Source organism: Cryobacterium sp. TMS1-13-1 (assembly GCF_004403125.1).
Lineage (GTDB): Bacteria > Actinomycetota > Actinomycetes > Actinomycetales > Microbacteriaceae > Cryobacterium > Cryobacterium levicorallinum.
On sequence record NZ_SOGX01000010.1, the window covers coordinates 623,172 to 641,324 of the forward strand.

The 18,153-nt window shown below is 65.5% G+C and carries 19 protein-coding genes; 7 read left to right on the plus strand and 12 right to left on the minus strand.

Annotated elements, in window-relative coordinates:
• Window positions 1-4: 4 nt before the first annotated feature.
• Window positions 5-1,147: a DUF2092 domain-containing protein gene (locus E3T31_RS12310; RefSeq protein WP_134468942.1), complete on the minus strand. Its 1,143-nt coding sequence runs from the start codon at window positions 1,145-1,147 to the stop codon at window positions 5-7.
• 51 nt (window positions 1,148-1,198) lie between these two features.
• Window positions 1,199-1,606 carry a hypothetical protein gene (locus tag E3T31_RS12315; protein ID WP_134468943.1) on the minus strand — a complete coding sequence of 136 codons (408 nt, stop codon included), beginning with the start codon at window positions 1,604-1,606 and terminating at the stop codon, window positions 1,199-1,201.
• Between the two features lie 83 nt (window positions 1,607-1,689).
• Between E3T31_RS12315 and E3T31_RS12320 the strand changes: the two genes are divergently transcribed.
• Window positions 1,690-2,568 carry a hypothetical protein gene (locus E3T31_RS12320; RefSeq protein WP_134468944.1) on the plus strand — a complete coding sequence of 293 codons (879 nt, stop codon included), beginning with the start codon at window positions 1,690-1,692 and terminating at the stop codon, window positions 2,566-2,568.
• A gap of 3 nt (window positions 2,569-2,571) precedes the next feature.
• Here the strand turns inward: E3T31_RS12320 and E3T31_RS12325 are convergent, their stop codons facing one another.
• The 3 genes from E3T31_RS12325 to E3T31_RS12330 form a co-directional block, all read right to left on the minus strand.
• The gene (locus E3T31_RS12325; RefSeq protein WP_134468945.1) at window positions 2,572-3,501 is read right to left on the minus strand and encodes a nuclease-related domain-containing protein; all 930 of its coding nucleotides are present in this window, start codon (window positions 3,499-3,501) and stop codon (window positions 2,572-2,574) included.
• Window positions 3,502-3,630: 129 nt separating this feature from the next.
• Window positions 3,631-3,795, minus strand: coding sequence for a hypothetical protein (locus E3T31_RS17870; RefSeq protein WP_166788496.1), 165 nt, complete (start codon window positions 3,793-3,795; stop codon window positions 3,631-3,633).
• Between the two features lie 91 nt (window positions 3,796-3,886).
• A complete protein-coding gene (locus E3T31_RS12330; protein ID WP_134468946.1) occupies window positions 3,887-4,606 on the minus strand; it encodes an SOS response-associated peptidase in 720 nt (239 codons plus the stop codon).
• A gap of 59 nt (window positions 4,607-4,665) precedes the next feature.
• Between E3T31_RS12330 and E3T31_RS12335 the strand changes: the two genes are divergently transcribed.
• Complete coding sequence (locus E3T31_RS12335; protein WP_134468947.1) at window positions 4,666-5,502, plus strand: DUF3097 domain-containing protein; 837 nt, start codon at window positions 4,666-4,668, stop codon at window positions 5,500-5,502.
• 309 nt (window positions 5,503-5,811) lie between these two features.
• Window positions 5,812-6,015: a cold-shock protein gene (locus E3T31_RS12340; protein ID WP_035840308.1), complete on the plus strand. Its 204-nt coding sequence runs from the start codon at window positions 5,812-5,814 to the stop codon at window positions 6,013-6,015.
• Between the two features lie 71 nt (window positions 6,016-6,086).
• On the opposite strand, the gene E3T31_RS12345 is transcribed toward E3T31_RS12340, so the two are convergent.
• The gene (locus tag E3T31_RS12345) at window positions 6,087-6,566 is read right to left on the minus strand and encodes an Lrp/AsnC family transcriptional regulator (RefSeq protein WP_092107921.1); all 480 of its coding nucleotides are present in this window, start codon (window positions 6,564-6,566) and stop codon (window positions 6,087-6,089) included.
• A 106-nt stretch (window positions 6,567-6,672) separates the two neighbouring features.
• On the opposite strand from E3T31_RS12345, the gene E3T31_RS12350 reads away from it, so the two are divergent.
• On the plus strand, window positions 6,673-7,875 hold the full coding sequence (locus E3T31_RS12350) for a PLP-dependent aspartate aminotransferase family protein (protein WP_134468949.1): 1,203 nt from the start codon (window positions 6,673-6,675) through the stop codon (window positions 7,873-7,875).
• On the opposite strand, the gene E3T31_RS12355 is transcribed toward E3T31_RS12350, so the two are convergent.
• Window positions 7,872-9,689 (minus strand): DEAD/DEAH box helicase, encoded by a 1,818-nt coding sequence (locus E3T31_RS12355; RefSeq protein WP_134468950.1) that lies wholly within the window; start codon window positions 9,687-9,689, stop codon window positions 7,872-7,874. The two genes, E3T31_RS12350 and E3T31_RS12355, sit on opposite strands and share 4 nt — an antisense overlap.
• Window positions 9,690-9,776: 87 nt before the next feature.
• Here E3T31_RS12355 and E3T31_RS12360 point away from each other — a divergent pair, with 87 nt between their 5' ends.
• Complete coding sequence (locus E3T31_RS12360) at window positions 9,777-10,565, plus strand: SGNH/GDSL hydrolase family protein (RefSeq protein ID WP_134468951.1); 789 nt, start codon at window positions 9,777-9,779, stop codon at window positions 10,563-10,565.
• 78 nt (window positions 10,566-10,643) lie between these two features.
• On the opposite strand, the gene E3T31_RS12365 is transcribed toward E3T31_RS12360, so the two are convergent.
• Both E3T31_RS12365 and E3T31_RS12370 read right to left on the minus strand, forming a co-directional pair.
• Window positions 10,644-11,879, minus strand: coding sequence for a D-alanyl-D-alanine carboxypeptidase family protein (locus tag E3T31_RS12365; protein WP_134468952.1), 1,236 nt, complete (start codon window positions 11,877-11,879; stop codon window positions 10,644-10,646).
• A gap of 44 nt (window positions 11,880-11,923) precedes the next feature.
• Window positions 11,924-12,733, minus strand: a complete 810-nt coding sequence (locus E3T31_RS12370) for an RNA methyltransferase (protein ID WP_134468953.1) — start codon at window positions 12,731-12,733, stop codon at window positions 11,924-11,926.
• Window positions 12,734-12,863: 130 nt separating this feature from the next.
• On the opposite strand from E3T31_RS12370, the gene E3T31_RS12375 reads away from it, so the two are divergent.
• Both E3T31_RS12375 and E3T31_RS12380 read left to right on the plus strand, forming a co-directional pair.
• Window positions 12,864-13,787, plus strand: a complete 924-nt coding sequence (locus tag E3T31_RS12375; RefSeq protein ID WP_134468955.1) for an NAD-dependent protein deacetylase — start codon at window positions 12,864-12,866, stop codon at window positions 13,785-13,787.
• Between the two features lie 51 nt (window positions 13,788-13,838).
• On the plus strand, window positions 13,839-14,441 hold the full coding sequence (locus E3T31_RS12380) for a histidine phosphatase family protein (RefSeq protein ID WP_166788497.1): 603 nt from the start codon (window positions 13,839-13,841) through the stop codon (window positions 14,439-14,441).
• A gap of 178 nt (window positions 14,442-14,619) precedes the next feature.
• Here the strand turns inward: E3T31_RS12380 and E3T31_RS12385 are convergent, their stop codons facing one another.
• The 3 genes from E3T31_RS12385 to E3T31_RS12395 all read right to left on the minus strand — a co-directional run bounded on the left by E3T31_RS12385 (window position 14,620) and on the right by E3T31_RS12395 (window position 18,112).
• Window positions 14,620-16,011, minus strand: coding sequence for an MFS transporter (locus E3T31_RS12385; RefSeq protein ID WP_134468957.1), 1,392 nt, complete (start codon window positions 16,009-16,011; stop codon window positions 14,620-14,622).
• A gap of 71 nt (window positions 16,012-16,082) precedes the next feature.
• Window positions 16,083-17,153: a glycosyltransferase family 1 protein gene (locus E3T31_RS12390; RefSeq protein ID WP_134468959.1), complete on the minus strand. Its 1,071-nt coding sequence runs from the start codon at window positions 17,151-17,153 to the stop codon at window positions 16,083-16,085.
• Window positions 17,150-18,112, minus strand: coding sequence for an alpha/beta fold hydrolase (locus tag E3T31_RS12395; RefSeq protein WP_370304547.1), 963 nt, complete (start codon window positions 18,110-18,112; stop codon window positions 17,150-17,152). The genes E3T31_RS12390 and E3T31_RS12395 overlap by 4 nt, the downstream gene beginning before the upstream one ends.
• Between the last annotated feature and the right edge of the window lie 41 nt (window positions 18,113-18,153).

The window sequence follows — 18,153 nt, forward strand, 5'->3', positions numbered from 1 at the left end:
GTTGTCACTCCGCGGCGGCCTGGAGCGCGGCGAGCGGAACCGCGCCGGCGAACACCCGCCCGTCGTTGCTCAGGAACACCGTGACGAGGGAGGTGGTCACGGCACGGCCACCGTCGACGGCCGTGGTCAGCTGGTCAAGCATGGGGTTTGCGGTCCACTCGGCCGGCACGGCCGCTGCCGGCACCTCGACGATGGTGGACCAGCCGGCACCCATCAGGACGGGAACCTCGCCCGCTGCTGGGCTGTGATCGCCCGGCAGGTCGCCGGTATCACGATCCGTCGGAGCCGGCAGGGCCTGTTCCGTCACGGTGGCAGTGGCCGGGGGCTTGAAGTCGAACCGGCCGGCATCCGGGGCCGCGAAGTCGATGGCGGTGAACCCGACCCGGAATGCCGGCGCGCTCTGGCCCTGGGCCAGTACGGTCACCTGCAGCGGCAGCCCGGTTTCGGAGTCAACGGCGATAGAAACGGATGCGACGAGCGTTTCGGTCGTTTTTGGCGTGAGGACCAACTTGTACACGCTGCGCCCGGCGACTCGGGCGTCGGTGCCGACCGAGACCGTCGTGCTCGGGTCGAGCTCGCTCAGGAAACGCTTGGCGAGCTGTGCCGGCGTCGCGAGGTCCGTGGGCAGCTGTGACTGCAGTTCGGCGGACTTCGCCTGGGCGGTGGCTTCGAGGTCAAGGCTCAGGTGGGTCGCCGCGTTCGTGCTGGAGTCATACAGCCAGATGTCGCCGCCGTTGTGCACAACATCACGTTCGGCCATGCGGTCTTTGATCTGCACCCGGGACTGGCTTTCGCCGCCGACATACACTCGAAATTCGTGCGAGCCGCTCAGCAATTCGAGGGCCGTGGTCACTCCCAAAGGAATAACGCTGTCGTTGCCTTCGGGCAGAGCTCCCGTCATGGATTCGCTCATGCCCGCGCTGAGGTCTAGTGACGGAAGGCCCAGGTCCGCTGATTGTTCAACGGTTCCCGAGAAAGCGGACACCGTGCTGTCGTTCACCAGAAGAAGAACCTGCTCCGGTGTCTTGTCCGGCAGATCGACGGTGGCACCGGCCTGGAGCGGCACAGCAATGACGGCAGCGACGACGACTGCCGGAACGACGAACGCCGGGAGCCAGCGGAGAGAATTTCGAGACACGAGCTTCATACCGCGATCGTACGCCCCGTACGCCGCACTCAACCGGTGGGGTCAGCGTATTTACAGGTGCCCGGACTCGCTGCTATCGCGGGGCGGTTCGCTCCGGCTCGGTGCCTCATCGGTGATGCCGATGAACTGACTGCCGATGCCGTCGCACTCGGTGCGTCCGAGGCCGTCGGCCGGATCGGGCAGTTCATCCGCCCCGTGGTTCGAGCAGGTGATGTAGGTGAAGGTCGGCCACCACTTCTTGGGCCGCACGGCCTCGGTGTAGCCACAGATGGTGCAGGTGAGCTGCACCCAGACCGGCTTCTTTCCGGTGCGATTCGCGCGCGACTGCAGCAACCAGGCCGGCGGTTCGGCCTCCAGCCTGGCCAGCTGAGCTTCGCTCAGGCGCGACGGAATGCCGTGGCGGGTGGCCATTTCCAGGGGGATATCCAGGCGCAGTGCTACTTCTCGTCGCGTAATCATCTCGAACAACGATAGGCGCTTTTTAGGGGCCGCGCGGAGCATCCGTTCGCAGCAGGTGCGCGTCACTATGGGAGAATGACCCAATGCCAAACACTCCGTCCCCGCTGGGGCTGCTCCTGGACGTGGACGGGCCGATTGCGAGCCCGATCACCCGCACGATCAGTACGCCGAGCATTGTGACCGACCTGATCACCCTGGCCGGCGCGCACGTGCCGATCGCCTTCATCACCGGGCGGTCTGCCGATTTCATTCGCGAGCAGGTCGTCGCGCCGCTCGTGGCCGCGGGGCTGCCCGAGAATTTTCGCATGTACGGGGTGTGTGAAAAGGGTGCTGTTTGGTTTTCGATCGGGTCAGACGGCATGGGCACAGTCGTGGTTGATCGGGCCGTCGCCCTACCGCTGGCCGTCACCGACGAAGTGCGCCAACTGGTCGCCGACTCATTCGCCGCCGAGATGTTCTTCGACGAGACCAAGCAGGCGATGATCTCGGTCGAGCAGCGCACCGATGTCAGCCGGGAGGCCTTTCAGACCCGCCAATCCGCGTTCAATGACGCCGCTTTCGCCATTATGGTCAGGCACGGGCTCGGCGTTCGATTCGAGGATCGCGAAAGCGCCGATGCCTCGGGGCAGATTCCGTTTCGGCTGGACGCCACCATCATTTCGACCGATATCGAATCGGTCACCCTGGACAAGGACCATGCGGCCAAGCGGGCACTCGCTTTCTTTGCCGAGAGCGGTCCGCTTCCCCGGTTGTGGCGGTCGGTGGGTGATTCGCGCAGCGACTACCGCATGGCCGACCACCTGCATGAGGCCGGCTACGACGTGTCGCACGTCGACGTGCGCCCGGCCGATGGAATTCTCGACCGGCCGTATCCGGTCATCGTCATCGGTGATCAGATTCACGATGAAGCCGGGGCGACTTTTCTGCGTTACTGGGTCGACAAGTTGGCGCTGCCCGCCTGATCGTCACGAATTAACGAACCGGATGCCGTTCTGCAGCGTGCTGCGCAGCTCGAATACCTTCTCGAAGCTGCCCCGTTCCATGCCGATCAGTCCCTCGCGCAGCACGCCGACCAGTCGTGACCGCGGAATGCCGATGATCATCGGGCGGCGGCCGCGCTTCGGCAGCGATACCGCTTCGTCGAGTGTGCCGTCGGGGAGCACGATAATGAGGGCGGTGAAACGCACCTTGAGGGCACGCGTAATCGATTTGGCGGCGTCTTCGAACTGATGGATCGGGCGGTCGTCGGGGTCGAGATCGTCACCGACCAGTTCGCCGCGGCGCAGCTGCACCGGGCCGCCCCAGTCTTCGGAGAGGATGCCGAACAGGCCGGCCGGGCCGAGGATGACGTGGTCGAGTTTGTCGGTCTGCGGGCCGGTATCGATGTCGTGCCAGGCGGTGAATCCGATGCCGAGGTTGGCCACGAGTTGGGCGGTGGCCTCCTCGGCGAGGGCCTTGGCGAGGCAGTGCCGCACGAGACGGGGGGCGCTGCGGATCAGGGCTGGCGCGTACGGATCGTCGATGACGGTACCGCGGCCGGCCCATTCGCGCACGAGATCCAGGTATCTCAGGCGTGCCTGGCCGCCGGGGTGACCGTGCATGCGGGTTTTCAGGCTGGATTTCGTGGCCGGGCCACGGGCGGCGGGGGCGGCGTAGGCATCCGCTTCTGGATCGGTGTCACCGAAGCGACGGCGATCGTAGGCCGCCCGGTGATCGGGAGTACCGATGCGTTCCCACGCCAGCTGAACGGCATGAAACCGGGTCGCGCTGCCTCCGACGTCGGGGTGAGTTTGGCGCAGGAGGAGCCGGTAGGCACGGCGCAACTCGTCGTTGGTCGCCGTCGGGCTCACGCCGAGCACCTCGTAGGGGGTGGATGCGGCCGGGCTGTCATGCATCCTGAACGATACCTTTCTGCGGGTGCGAGCAGATCGTCTCAGAGACAATCAGAGGGTCCACCGTATCGCGGGAATCTGACATCCCGCCGAGGGCGACGGTCTCACAGCAGCGAGGGTTCAGCGTGGCTGCTAGTCGCGCAGCAGGTGGAACGGGATCGCCATGGAGAGTGACACGCAGAGAATTCCGGCTATGAAGGTCGGTCCCATCAGCGACGTGACGGAGAACGCCAGACCGAACAGCCAGAGGCCGAGGACGAAGATCGCGAACGCGGCGATGAAGGCGACAATGTGCATGGGAAACCCTTTCACGGCAGTGCCCGGTGTTTTCGCCCAGCAACTGGTTTGAACGTACTTATTCGAGCGTACCGGCTGGGGCCGATCGGAATTACAGGGAATCGCCGGCGAACGCGTCGAGCGGCTCGATCAGTTCGGGTCCATTGCCGACGATCGGGGCGACCGCGTAGAAGTTCAGTGTTTCCACAACCTCATGGGATGCGGCGACGGCAGCATCGACGAGCGTCTGGTCGCCGTCCGTGGCCGGATCCAGCCACTGGTCCCACCACTCCTCGGGCAGGGGAACCGGGGTGCGGTCGTGAATCTGCGTGAGCGGGCCCAGAGCACCCGTTGTCAGGATTGTGGCGGACAGCACCCACCGCGCTGGGTCGTCGTCGGCGGCCGCCGGATTCTTCCACCAGGCGTACAAGCCGGCGAAGGCGAGCGGAAGGCCGTCGTCCGAGTGGATGAAGTACGGCTTCTTCGTAGTTCCGTCGGTGTGCCACTCGTAATAGCCGGTGGCCGGCACGAGCGCACGCCGGGAACGCACGGACGTTTTGAAGGTCGGTTTCTCGGCGGCGGTCTCGGCTCGCGCATTGAAGGTCGGGAACTTCGAGGTGGGCTCGGTGGCGAAGGACGGAATCAGGGACCAGCGCGCCGATTCCAGCCTGCGCACGGCCGGATCGGTGCGCGCCGACTCGAGCACGATGGGGATCTGCTCCGTTGGCCGAATATTCCACGAGGGTTCCGGCAGGTTCTCTCCCTCATGCTCGACGTCGAACATGGCAGCCAGATCGGGCGCCGTATCGGTAATGATGAATCGACCACACATGTCTCCAGAATACCGTTGCTTGCCTAACGTATTAGCGAGCATCAGCTAGCGTCGATGCAATGGACGATCGATACAGCGCAGACGTGCTCTCCCCCGGCTGGCGCGAGGCCGGTCGCATCATTATTCCGACCCAGGAAGCGACCAGGGACCTCGTGGTGGAAGAGGTCGCGACCGGGTTCTGCGGGGCCGTCATTCGGGTCGAGAAGAAGATCGTCACTCTGGAAGACCGCCACGGCAAGCTGCGCCTGTTTCCGCTCGGCTCGGGGTTTCTCATCGACGGTAAACCGGTCACACTGATAGCTCCGACCATGGCGGCAGTACTCGGCCGGGTGCGCACCGCCTCGGGCTCAACGGCGGTTCCGGATGCCCCGGCGCGCGTCGCGCGGGCCAGCCGGATCTTCGTTGAGGGCCGGCACGACGCCGAACTCGTGGAGAAGGTCTGGGGTGCCGACCTGCGCATCGAGGGCGTCGTCGTCGAGTACATCGAGGGCGTGGACAACCTGGACGAGATTCTGCGCGCGTTCCGACCGGGTGCCGGGCGCCGCGTCGGCGTGCTCGTCGACCACCTCGTGCCGGGGTCGAAGGAGAGTCGCATTGCGGAGGCTGTGGCGCGCGGGCCGTTTGCGGCGAACGTGCTGGTGGTGGGGCATCCATTTGTGGACGTGTGGCAGTCGGTGAAACCGGCTCGCGTCGGCTTCGCCGCCTGGCCCGAGATACCGCGGAGCATCGAGTGGAAGCACGGAATCTGCGCGGCGCTCGGCTGGCCGCACGAGGAGCAGGCCGATATTGCCAGGGCCTGGCAGCGTATCCTCGGCCAGGTACGCACGTTTGCCGATCTGGAGCCGCAACTTCTCGGCCGGGTGGAACACCTGATCGACTTTGTAACAGCGGAATGACGGTTTTCGCGTCGCTTTCGGCAATCTCGCATTCGCGGTCATTCCCAGTGGTGGACCCGGAGTTCACCCCTTTTCCGCAGCAAACGACACGCTTTCCGGTAAAAAAGACGCTGAATTCCGAAACCATCCAGACTTGTGGGCTAGTGTTGGACTCGAAGTTGTAGTGCTTGCACGTCTTAAACGCACTGATCGTGATTCATCTGGATCACAGTTAGTGCGCCACATTCCTTTCGGAAGCGGACGACGAATACCGCGACGAACGGTCCCGACAGTCGGGGCCGGTCTAACACTCCTGGAGGAGTTTTACAAATGGCAACAGGTACCGTGAAATGGTTCAACGCTGAAAAGGGCTTCGGCTTTATCGCACCCGACGACGGAAGCGCCGATGTTTTCGCGCACTACTCCGCGATCGCGTCGAATGGCTACAAGTCCCTCGATGAGAACCAGAAGGTCGAGTTCGAGGTAACCCAGGGCCCCAAGGGTCCTCAGGCCGAGAACATCCGCGCCCTCTAAATAGAGCTTGCGAAGAACGCCTCCCGCTCACGCGGGGGGCGTTCTTGTTTTAATCCTCGTGGCTGACCGGCCTACTTCACCAGGTCCTGCCACCCATCACCGTCGACATACTCGAAGATCAGGTTGGTCTCGGTGTGGGCGACGGCCGGATGCTCCGCGAGATGTTCCAGCACAAAGTCGCGCAGGTGCGAGGCATCCGCTGCAGCCACATGCAGCAGGTAGTCGTCGGCACCGGCCGTGTGGAAGAGCCCGATCACACCGGGCCAGTGCGGGGCGGCATTCCGAAAGTCATCGATCTGCACCCGGGCATGTTTGGCCAGCCGCACCGAGATGAGCGCCTGCAGGCTGGCTCCGAGCGCAGCCAGGTCGATATTGGCCCGGTAGCCACGGATATGGCCGAGCTGCTGCAACCGACGCAGTCGCAGCGATACTGTGGACTCGGCCACTCCGATCTCGCTGGCCAGGGCCGCACCGGAGGCCCGAGCATTGACCGACAGTGCGCGCAGCAGTGCACGGTCGACCCGGTCAAGTTCCGGCTTCTTCGATTCCATCAGCAGACTCCCTTATTTCTAGCAAGCTTATGCGATTCGGATCTGTGATTTGCAAGGGTCTGCATAGTAACTTGCGTTCAAGGGCAGAACCTGTTTCTGTTAGCTCATGTTGCCACCGCTGTCACATATCGAAACCGTTGCCGTACACGCCGGAATGGACGGTCTCACCGAGGCCGGAACGCACGTTCCGGGCATCGATCTGTCCACCACCAATCCGCTGCGCGGAGTGGAGTCTGGCGGGGATTCCTACGAAAACCTCGCCACCGGCGGCACGCCGGAACCCGGCGATTCCGCCGTCTACCAGCGACTGTGGCAGCCGGGCGTCGCCCGGTTCGAGAACGCACTGTCGGCCCTTGAACGGACCGCCGGCACCGTTGCCTTCGCCACCGGAATGGCGGCCCTGACCGCGACCCTTATTGCCACCGTGACGGCCGACAAACCGCACATTGTGGCGCTGCGTCCCCTGTATGGCGGTACCGATCATGTTCTCGCGAACGGGCTGCTCGGCACGACGGTCACCTGGACCGACCTGGCCGGCGTTGGTGCGGCCATCCGCTCAGATACCGGTCTGGTCATTCTGGAGTCACCGGCCAACCCGACGCTTGAGTTGACCGACATCCGGGCGGTGGCGGATGCTGCCGGTTCGGTTCCCGTGCTGGTGGACAACACCTTTGCGACGCCCGTGTTGCAGCGCCCGGTCGAGTCGGGCGCCACGCTCGTGCTGCACAGTGCGACCAAGTTTCTCGGCGGTCACGGCGATGCTATGGGCGGCACGGTGTCCGGGCCGGCCGAGTGGATGGTGCGGCTGCGACAGGTGCGCGCGCTGACCGGCGGCCTGCTGCAGCCGTTCAACGCATACCTGCTGCATCGCGGGCTGCGCACCCTGCCGATTCGGGTGCGCGCCCAACAGACGAATGCTGGCGAGATTGCTGACCGGCTCAGCGCCCATCCGGCGCTGACCCGGGTGCTCTACCCCGGGCTGCCCGGCCAGGACCCGCACGGGCTGATCGGCAGGCAGAGCGCCGGGGCCGGGTCCCTGATCGCGCTTGATCTCGGCTCCTTTGCCGCCGCCGTGCGCTTCACCGAGGCGCTGCGACTGATCACCCACGCGGTGTCACTCGGCGGGGTCGATTCGCTCGTGCAGCATCCGGCCTCGCTCACCCACCGACCGGTGGCGGCTGATGCACGACCGGGCGCCGGCATCGTGCGGCTGTCGATCGGGCTCGAGCACGTCGACGATTTGATGGACGACATCCTCACCGCCCTGCTGGTCGCCCACGTGCCGGTGGGAGCAGTCGCGACGGCCTAGCTGCGGCCGAGGCGGCGGCGCAGCAGATCGATCCGCATCTGCAGCTGGGTCACGCTGGCCTGGGCGACGGCGGGCCCGCCGCAGATCCGACGCATCTCCGCGTGGATCATGCCGTGCGGTTCATTGGCGAGCTTGGACCACATGCCCACGAGGCTCGACAGCAGGGTGCGCTGTTCCTTTAGGGTTCGGTACAGGGGCGGCGGCTCGAGCGGGGCGATCTCCCCCGTCACCGGGTCCTTGCGCTTGTCGGTTGAACGTTTGGACTGCCGTGACTGGCGTTGACGCAGCAGCTCCGACACCTGTTCCGGTTCGAGCAGGCCGGGGATGCCGATGAAGTCGAATTCCTCGTCAGTGCCCGGTTCGGCGAGCTCGCCGAATTCGTCGCCGTCGAACATGACCATGTCGAAGGTGGCCTGCGAGTCTAGGGCCTGCCAGGTGAAGTCGTCCAGGCCGAGGTCGTCTGACGCCTTGTCTTCCTTGTTCGCCGCGGCGACCATGGCATCTTCGGGGTTGTACATGCCGTCGTCGCCGTCGTCACGATTGCTGCGATCGAGGGCGTGATCGCGTTCCAGCTCGAGCGCGTTGGCGAGGCTGAGCAGCCCGGGCACGTTGGGCAGAAAAATGGATGCCGTTTCGCCGCGTCGGCGCGCGCGCACGAACCGGCCGATCGCCTGGGCGAAGTACAGCGGTGTGGCCGCGCTGGTCGCATAGACACCGACGGCAAGCCGCGGCACGTCGACGCCCTCCGACACCATGCGCACGGCGACCATCCATCGACGGGTGTTCTTGGAGAACTCGTCGATCCGGTCGCTCGCTTCCTTCTCGTCGGACAGCACGATGGTGACCGGTTCACCGCAGATGTCCTCGAGGATGACGGCGTAGGCGCGTGCGGTGGTCTGGTCCGTGGCAATGACGAGGCCTCCGGCATCCGGAATGCCGCGCCGCACCTCGGTCAGTCGGGAGTTCGCGGCGCGCAGCACCGAGGGAATCCACTGCCCGCTGGGCTCGAGCGCGGTGCGCCAGGCCTGGCTCGTGATGTCCTTGGCGTTGCCCTCGCCGAGCTTGGCTTCCATCTCGTCGCCGGCCCGGGTACGCCACTTCATGTGCCCGGCGTAGACCATGAACATCACCGGGCGCACAACACCGTCGGCGAGGGCCCGACCGTAACCGTAGGCATAGTCGCTCTGCGACATACGGATGCCGTGTTTGTCGGGCAGGTAGCTGACGAACGGGATCGGCGAGGTGTCCGAGCGAAACGGGGTGCCGGTGAGTGAGAGGCGCCGGGTGGCCGGGCCGAAGGCCTCACGAATCGCGTCGCCCCAGCTGAGGGCATCTCCCCCGTGGTGAATCTCGTCGAGGATGACCAGGGTGCGGCTGGACTCGGTGAGCTGCTTGTGCAGGGCGGCTCGGGCAGCCACCTGGGCATAGGTGACGACGACGCCGTGATAGTGGCTGCCGTAACTGCGGTCGGCGTTCTTGAACATGGGATCGAGACGGATGCCGGCGCGCGCCGCAGCATCCGCCCACTGGTTTTTGAGATGCTCGGTCGGCGCGACAACGGTGATGCGGTCGATTGTGCGCCGGGAGCGGAGTTCAGCGGCCAGGCGCAGGGCGAACGTGGTCTTTCCGGCTCCCGGCGTTGCCGCGGCGAGAAAGTCGCGTGGCTCGTGCACGAAGTAGGCCTCGAGCGCCTCGGCCTGCCAGGCGCGCAGCTTGCCGGCGGTACCCCAGGCCGCGCGTTCGGGGAAGGACGGCGACAGGTGTTCGGCTGCACTCGTTCCCTGCGCGGGACCGAAAACCGATGGAGTATTCACTTCTTACAAATCTACCAAAGACCACCGACGTTCGTCGCCGACGGCACCGTTTGCACCAATGACTCAGGGTTCAGACACAATGGTTTAATGACGAAGCAACAGCATCCATGGTCGCGCTACGTCGCGCTCGGCGATTCGTTCACCGAGGGCATCGGTGACCCGGAAGAGCAGAGCCCTGGTGGGCACCGGGGCTGGGCCGACCGGGTCGCCGAGGTACTGAGCGAAGGGACCGATGATTTCGCCTATGCCAACCTGGCCGTGCGCGGCAAACTCATCCGGCAGATCGCCGACGAACAGATCGAGCCAGCGCTGGCCCTGCGCCCGGACCTGATCACGATTTCAGCCGGTGGCAACGACGTCATTCGCCCCGGAACTGACCCGGATTTCATCGCGGCCCGCTGCGATGAGGTGGTTTCCGGGCTCCGCCGGGACGGCGCGACGGTCGTGCTGTTCACCGGAGCCGACGTGGGATTCTCTCCCGTGTTTCGTAGCATTCGCGGCAAGGTCGCGATCTACAACGAGAACATCCGGGCCATTGCTACGAAGTATGACTGCATCGTGGCCGACATGTGGCAGCTCACCGAAATTCAGGATCCGCGCATGTGGGCGACCGACCGGCTGCACCTCAACGCCCTCGGGCACCACACCGTGGCGCGCATGGTGTTGCAAACCCTCAACGTGAAGAACTCGCTCGAGCCGAGCGAGCCGGAGCCCATGCCCGGAACCACCTGGCGGCAGGCCCGCACCGAAGATTTTGTCTGGGCGCGGGAGTACCTCGTGCCGTGGGTGCTGCGCCGGGTGCGCCACCAGTCCTCCGGCGATCACGTACTGCCCAAACGTCCCAAAGCCGGCCCCTCCACGCTCCCCCGCGTCTGACCCGCATTTCGGTCGGGGCCCGGGCCCCGTCCACTAGACGGGGCAGGTCATGGCCGGGCGGGTGGGCAGCCGGGCGGGTCAGCCGGCGGCGAGTTCGCCCGGGTGGCCCATACGCCAGGCCGGGCCGGGATCGGTAACGCTGTCCTGCAGTTCAAGCGGCACCGTCACCGGAGATCCCGTGCCGATCGTGAACGACAACTCGCCGACGTCGTCGCCGGCCCGGCCCAGCTGCAAATCGGTCGCCGTCGCGTAACCCGAAATAGGTGAGTCTGACCACACCAAAGCGGATGCCGCCCGCGCGGCGACGATATCGCTCACGTCACCCCACTGGGTCCTATAGCTGCCGTACACGGTGCCAGCGTCGGCCAGGACGACGTCGTGGAACCCGGGCTGCACACTCTGGATCAGCGCGGCAATCGCCGAATTGAGTTCGGAGTGGGTGTCGCCACCCAGCATCACGCCTACGAGCGTGACCGTGTTGTCGCCGACGGTGAAATCGGTGGAAAAAAGCAGGCAGGCGCCGGCGACATCCGTTGTCCCGGTCTTGATACCGTCGACGCCGTCGCGACCGAGCAACTTGTTGGTGTTGGTGACCGTGCCAATGACCGGCAGCACCGCCGAGGGCAGGGCGACTATTTCGGCCAGGGCCGGGTGACCCACGACGAGCTTTCCGATCTCGACGAGGTTGGCCGGGGTGCTCACGCTCGACGACGAGATGCCGCTCGTGTCGGCGACGCTGGTCTGGCTGAGTGAGTTGTCGGCCAGCCAGGTTTTCGCTGCCGCCAGGTAGCCGTCGGTCGAGCCGAACGCCCACACCGCGAGAGACGCCGCATAGTTGTTGGCCGAGGGCAGCAGCATCGCTTCAAAAGCCTGCCGCTGGGTTAGTTCCATTCCGGCGACCACGGGCGCGACCGACCCATTTTCGGCGATCACCTCGTAGTAGATATCGACGTCGGCGTCGGTGAACGTGATCGCGGGGCCGTCCTCCCCCGCGCCCAGCGGTTTGGCATCGAGGATGACGAGGGCGGTGACCATCTTGGTGATGCTCGCGATCGGCACCGTGCCCTGTTCGCCGCTCGAGGCCAGCACGCCGGGAAAACCGACCGCGCCGATCGCACTTTCACCGAAGGTCGGCCAGACCAAAGCTGCGGCTGGTTGGGTCAGTGCCGCCGGCTGCACGATCGTGGCAGCGCTCTCCGGAACGGGAGCCAGGGTGGTGGCGCCGACATAGCCGACGCCGCCCAGCACCACGAGCAGAACGCTGGCGACGGCGAATCGACGCCGTCGGAGGATGACACGCCGGGAGGGAGACATCCGCTCAGCCTAACTTCTTCGTCGCGCTCAGCGGGTCGGCGCGCTCACGCACGCGTGCGCAGCGCGTACAGCGCGACCGCGCTCGCGGAGGCGACGTTGAGGGAGTCGACGCCGTGCAGCATCGGAATGGTCACGACCGTGTCGGCGGCTTCGAGCGCGTGCTGGCTGAGCCCGTCACCTTCGGCCCCGAGAATGATCGCGAGCCGCTCGGGCGGCGCCTCGGCAAACACGTCGAGGGGAACCGCATTGTCGGCCAGCGCCAGCGCGGCGAGGTGAAAACCGGCGGCGTGCAGCAGCGGGGTGGCCACGCTCCATTCCGGGAGGCGGGTCCATGGCACCTGCAACACCGTGCCCATGCTCACGCGCACGCTGCGCCGGTAGAGCGGGTCGGCGCAGCGCGGAGTGATCAGCACGGCATCGGCGCCGAGCCCGGCCACGGAGCGAAAGATGGCCCCGACGTTGGTGTGGTCGACGATGTCTTCGAGGATCACGATGCGACGGGCCTGGGTGAGAAGCGCCTCGACCGGCTCGAGCACCGGCCGGTGCATCGCGGCGAGGGCACCGCGATGCAGGTTGTACCCGGTCAGCTGTTCCAGCACGCTCGCGTCGCCGACATAAACCGGAACGTCGGGCCAGTCGGCGAGCAATCGCTCGGCGTCGGGCATCCACTGTTCCTGAATAAGGAGGGAGCGCGGGCGATGACCCGCCCGGAGAGCACGAGCAATGACCTTGGGTGACTCGGCGATATAGAGGCCGCCGGCCGGCTCCAGCACTCGTCGCAGTGCGACGTCGGTCAAACGCGAATAGTCGGCCAGACCCGGGCTGGACAGGTCGGTAATGCGGGTGATCTGCACGGAAAAGTGCCTTTCAGAAGGGGTATTGAGCTCAAGCCTGACAGGTCGGTAGTCAAACGGGAAAACAGACGAGTTTAGAATCAAGGGACCAACATCTTTTGCTGCCCGTCTCTGCCCGAAAGGAACGCCGATGACTGCCGACTCGGTCGTGCCCAGCGACACGGTCCTGGTGGACGCGCTCGAGCCCACCGACGCCCCCGGCGCCGCCGCCGCGCTCACCTCGACGGTCGCCCTCGATTCCGAGCGGGCAGTGGATGCCGTCGCCACGCTCCTGCGCGGCAAACGTGCCGCCGTGCTCACCGGCGCCGGCCTCAGCACCGATTCGGGAATTCCCGATTATCGCGGGGAAGGCGCGCCGAAGCGCACGCCGATGACCTTTCAGACCTTTGTCGCCGACGAACGATCCCGCAAACGCTATTGGGCCGGCAGTCACCTGGGCTGGAGCGTGTTTCGACGGGCCGAACCCAACCTCGGACACCGTTCTCTCGTGCATCTGGAAAGCGCCGGCGCCATTGCCGGGGTCATCACCCAAAACGTCGACGGACTGCATACCCGGGCCGGATCGCGCCATGTCGTCGAACTGCACGGGTCCCTCGACCGGGTCGTCTGCCTGGACTGCGGGCAGGCATTCGGCCGGGATAGCATCGCTGCCCGGCTGGAGGCCGACAACCCGGTTCTGCGTGATTCGGACAGCATCCGAATCGCTCCGGACGGCGATGCCGACGTCGGCAACATCGACGACTTCGTGGTGCCGGCCTGCACGGTCTGTGGCGGCATGCTCAAGCCCAGGGTGGTCTTTTTCGGTGAACTCGTGCCGACGGAAACGTTTCTGGAGGCATCCGCTTTGATTCAGGCTGCGGATGCCCTGATCGTTGCCGGGTCGTCGCTCGCGGTGAATTCGGGCATCCGTCTGGTCGAACAGGCCAGGCGCCGCAAGCTGCCGATCATCGTGATCAACCGTGGGGCGACCAAGGGCGACGGGCGAGCCCTGCACAAGCTCGAGGCCGGAACCAGTGAAACCCTCGCCGCACTGGCTGACCGGCTGCTGGGCTGACCGCGCTTGTGCGCGGCCCTGGGAATCACCGGTGAATCGGGGCAATCACTCGTGACCAGGTTCTCCATTGTGCGTCATGGCCAGACCGACTGGAATTTGAACCAGCGGATCCAGGGCCGCACCGACATTCCCCTCAACGCCACCGGGCGCGCCGAAGCCGTCGCCGCCGCTGAGCGTCTGCAGAGCAGGCAGTGGGATGCAATCGTGACCAGCCCTTTGATGCGCGCTGCGGAATCGGCCAGAATTATTGCCGCGGAGCTCGGGTTGGAGGAACCCGAGGTGGTTCCCGCCCTGACCGAACGTCACCACGGCGCCATCGAGGGCCTCACCTTCGTCGAACGTCAGCACCGCTTTCCTGACGGTGTGGCCGTTCCCGGACTCGAGACCCGCCGCGATGTCATTGACCGGGTGCTCGCTGCGCTATCAGCACTTGCCGCCGGGCATACTGGCCAATCCGTTCTTGTGTTGAGTCACGGCGGCATCATCGGAACGCTGCTGCGTCACCTCACGGACGGCGACCGCCCTCGGCACGGCGAGTACATCGCCAATGGGTCCGTGCACGATTTCGCCTGGGCGGACGATCAGCTGCTGCTGACCCACTTCGATGCGGCGATGCGCGAGCCGGGCGACCGCGGCTCGTCGCCGGTGCTGTGACGCCTCCGGCTGATCTGCGGGCGCCTTTAGGGCGCTGAAATTGGTACCTCGTGTTCAGTGGAATGCCTCAGTGGAGGTGCCACTGTTCGCCCCTTCGTTTTCGCCAGCGGCGAGCACCATAGGGCCAAAGTTGGCACCTCACGCGTGGCCGCACGCCCTGCACGCGTGACCTGCGCCGCTACTCAAATTTGTCGGCGTTGACCCTGGCCGCTGGAACGGCATCGCCGGCCGGGGATCCGCGGCGAATGCTCACGCTGACCACCGCGGCGATGATGCAGAGGCCGGCGGCGCCGATCCAGGCGACCGTGTAGTGCCCGGTTTCGTCGCGCACGATCCCGGCGGCGACCGACGCGATTCCAGCGCCGATCTGATGCGCGGCGAACACCCAGCCGAAGACGAGGGGACCGCGATCGCCGAACAGCTCCCGACAGAGCGCGATCGTCGGCGGAACGGTGGCGACCCAGTCCAGGCCATAGATGACGATGAAGATCACCATGCTGGGGTGCACGGTTGCCGACAGAAGAAATGGTAATGCGAGCAGCGACAGGCCCCGAAAGGCGTAGTATCCGGCGAGCAGAATTCTCGGGTTGTACCGGTCGGTCAGCCAGCCAGAGGCGATCGTTCCGATAATGTCGAAGATTCCGACCACGGCCAGCAATCCGGCTGCGGTGGTCTCCGGCATGCCGTGGTCGTGCGCCGAGGGGATGAAATGGGTGCCGATCAGGCCATTCGTCGTCGCCCCGCAAATAGCGAATCCGGCGGCTAGAGCCCAAAATGTGCGATGCTGGCTGGCAAACTTCAGGGCGCTGAGGGCTTCGACCGCCGGGTTTCGTTTCGGCGTCGCGACAACGTTCAAGGGAGCGGATGCCGCCGGTCCTGCAGCTCCGTCGGCCCGTTCGGGCAGTTCCGGCGTGCCGTAGGGCGTGGTGCCGAGGTCGGCCGGAGAGTTGCGCATCCAGATGAGCACGATCGGCACCACCACGATCGCGCCGAGTGCGATCAGTAGCGACGCGCTTCGCCAACCGGTCGTGACGGCGAGCTGGGCGATGAAGGGGAGAAAGATGAGCTGGCCGGTGGCGCTTCCGGCCGTGAGCACCCCGGCGATCAAGCCGCGCCGCTTCACGAACCAGGTTTGGCTGATGACGGCCGCGAACACGAGCGCCATCGACCCCGTTCCGGTGCCGATCAGCACACCCCAGGTGAGCATGAGGTGCCACGGTGACGTGGCGAAGGTACTGAGCGCACTTCCCACCGCGACGATAAAGAGCGCACTCGTCGTCACTCCGCGAATGCCGAATCGCTGCATCAGGGCAGCGGCGAACGGCGCGGTCAGACCGAACAACAGCAGGTTCACCCCAACGGCCGCCGCCAGTTCACCGCGCGACCAGGAGAATTCCTCCTCGATCGGCACCATGAGCACTCCGGGGGCCGCACGGAATCCGGCCGCACCGACGAGCGCAAGAAAGGCCACGGCGGCGATGATCCAGGCTGGGTGGATGCCGCGGGGCCACAGCAGGGAGCGACCCGACCCGGTTTCCGTGCTGGGGCGACGCTGGCCGAATCGTGTCATCGTTTGAGAATAGCGAATTGCCGCGCGACTCCTCGCTCGATTCACGGCATTAGGTCACGGACCGCGAACGGCTATGCCGGGGGCGCGGTACCTTCCAATACCTTGAGCAGGGTTCGGGCCGACTCGGCCCAGGTGAAGCGGGCCGCCAGATCGACTGACTGAGCGGACCGGGTCGCCCACTCTCCCGGATCGGCCAGGCGGCGAATCGCCGTGGCTATGCTGTTCGCGTTGCGAGGGTCAAAATACAGGGCGGCGTCCCCGCCGATCTCCCGAAAAATGGGAATGTCGCTGACCACGACGGGGATGCCGAGGCTCATCGCCTCGACCAGGGGAATTCCGAAGCCCTCATCGAACGAGGCGGTCACTAGTGCGGTCGCCGAGCGCAACAGCCGGTGGTACGCGTCATCGCTGACCCCATCGTGAAAGACCAGGCGCGCCTGCGGGGCGCGGCGGCTCAGCCGGGAACGTTCGGCTGCGGACACCCGGCTGAGCAGGTGCAGCTCGTATTCCGGCAGGTCGGCCATGGCCAGAACTAGGGTGTCGAGGTTCTTGTACGGCATGAACGAGCCCATGTAGACCAGACGGGTGGTCTCCGGAATGCTGCGATGACGCACCGCCCCCAGAACGGGATCGGCGGCGTTGGCCACCACCGTGACCGGTCGCCGGGTGAGCCGGTGCTCTGTGATCAGCGTCCGGGTGGTCTCGGACACGGTCACGACGCCGTCGGCACCGTTGAGCAGCATCCGCTGTGGCCACCAGGATAGGTGGTAGGCGCGCCAGAGCAGACGGATAAACGCGGGCAGGTCACGCGGTGGTGTGCGGTTGCGATAATAAATGAGGTCGTGCACGGTGAGAAACAGCCGATACTTGCGGCCCCACGAGCCCATGGTCTGCATCGGACTGAACACCACGTCGGGCTTCAACCGGTTGACCGACAGCGCGATCAACGGTTCGAGCAGACTGGTCGGTGCCCGCACAAGCTGCCACGGCAAGGCCGGCAGCATCGCCAGTTGCCGATGGTCGCTGATCAGCATGGTGAGCGGATGCAGCCGGCCGAGTTCGGTCACCAAACCGGCGGTGTATCGGCTGATGCCGTCGTGCTGATCCAGCCGGATGTACCGGCAGTCGACCACGATTCTCACTCCGATCGCTCCTCGGCAAGAAATTCACGAATGTAGGTGGCCGCCGGCTTCGGCGTTTCATAGTGGATGAGGTGACCCACGTTGTCGACGACGCGCAAGGTCGCGTTCGGGAACAAGCTCTGCAGCCGATATTGCGCGGCGAGCGGCGTGATGTCGTCGCGGTCGGCCGCGATCAGCAGCGTCGGTTGCCGAATGCGTGCCGCAAATTCGCTCACGTCGTGGCTGACCGAAGCGGTAAACGCCGCCATGACCACCTGACGGTTTGCGAAGGCGCTGAAGTATCGATCGTGCTGGTTATGGATCCAGCGCCGCAACGCCGGGTCCCGCGTTTTCGCCATGCTCACGCTCATGACGCGCACAATCGCCCGGTTCTGCAGCAGGGCGTAGCCCCACCGCTCCGGAAAGGAGGCTGAGGCCCAGTAGTAGAAGACGGCCAGACGGGTCAGAATTCCACGCGGTCCGGACAATGCCGGGGCGGCGATCGGGTTGACCAGAACGACGTCGTCGGCGGCCAGACCCTCGGCGACGGCCGCGGCGACCACGATCGACCCGAAGGAATGCCCGAGCACGACCAGACGCCCCGTGGGGGCCAGTACCTTCAGAAATTCACGCAGCCAACGGGCGTATCCGGCCAGGGAATGGTCCCCGTCGGGGAGCGGCTCCGACCGGCCAAATCCGGGCAGGTCCGGTGCGATGATGCGCAGGGCGGGAGCTGCGGAATCCGTTTCGACGGCCCTGGGCAATTCACCGGCACCGAGCAGCTCAGCCACGACCAGTTGCAGTCCGTGGTGATCGCCGCGAAACCCGTGCACGATCACGAGGGTGGCCGGTGCGGCGGGGTCGCCGTATTCCCAGTATTGGGTGGCGCTGCTTCGCCCATTGGCACCGAGAACGGATGCCGTGAGTTCGCGCACCGTCAGGCCAGCCAGGACTTTGTCGTAGGGAAAAGAAACGATCACCGGCCCTAGTTTAGGCGGGAGACTTGCGCAAAGCTGGAACC

Bases quoted from the DNA above. Each gene is read 5' to 3' on its own strand.
- E3T31_RS12325 (WP_134468945.1), bottom strand. From the start codon at position 3,501: ATGCATGACAGCCCGGCCGCATCCACCCCCTACGAGGTGCTCGGCGTG.
- E3T31_RS12315 (WP_134468943.1), bottom strand. From the start codon at position 1,606: ATGATTACGCGACGAGAAGTAGCACTGCGCCTGGATATCCCCCTGGAA.
- E3T31_RS12365 (WP_134468952.1), bottom strand. From the start codon at position 11,879: ATGTCTCCCTCCCGGCGTGTCATCCTCCGACGGCGTCGATTCGCCGTC.
- E3T31_RS12345 (WP_092107921.1), bottom strand. From the start codon at position 6,566: ATGGAATCGAAGAAGCCGGAACTTGACCGGGTCGACCGTGCACTGCTG.
- E3T31_RS17870 (WP_166788496.1), bottom strand. From the start codon at position 3,795: ATGCACATTGTCGCCTTCATCGCCGCGTTCGCGATCTTCGTCCTCGGC.
- E3T31_RS12375 (WP_134468955.1), top strand. From the start codon at position 12,864: ATGACTGCCGACTCGGTCGTGCCCAGCGACACGGTCCTGGTGGACGCG.
- E3T31_RS12385 (WP_134468957.1), bottom strand. From the start codon at position 16,011: ATGACACGATTCGGCCAGCGTCGCCCCAGCACGGAAACCGGGTCGGGT.
- E3T31_RS12360 (WP_134468951.1), top strand. From the start codon at position 9,777: ATGACGAAGCAACAGCATCCATGGTCGCGCTACGTCGCGCTCGGCGAT.
- E3T31_RS12335 (WP_134468947.1), top strand. From the start codon at position 4,666: ATGGACGATCGATACAGCGCAGACGTGCTCTCCCCCGGCTGGCGCGAG.
- E3T31_RS12350 (WP_134468949.1), top strand. From the start codon at position 6,673: ATGTTGCCACCGCTGTCACATATCGAAACCGTTGCCGTACACGCCGGA.
- E3T31_RS12320 (WP_134468944.1), top strand. From the start codon at position 1,690: ATGCCAAACACTCCGTCCCCGCTGGGGCTGCTCCTGGACGTGGACGGG.
- E3T31_RS12330 (WP_134468946.1), bottom strand. From the start codon at position 4,606: ATGTGTGGTCGATTCATCATTACCGATACGGCGCCCGATCTGGCTGCC.
- E3T31_RS12310 (WP_134468942.1), bottom strand. From the start codon at position 1,147: ATGAAGCTCGTGTCTCGAAATTCTCTCCGCTGGCTCCCGGCGTTCGTC.
- E3T31_RS12340 (WP_035840308.1), top strand. From the start codon at position 5,812: ATGGCAACAGGTACCGTGAAATGGTTCAACGCTGAAAAGGGCTTCGGC.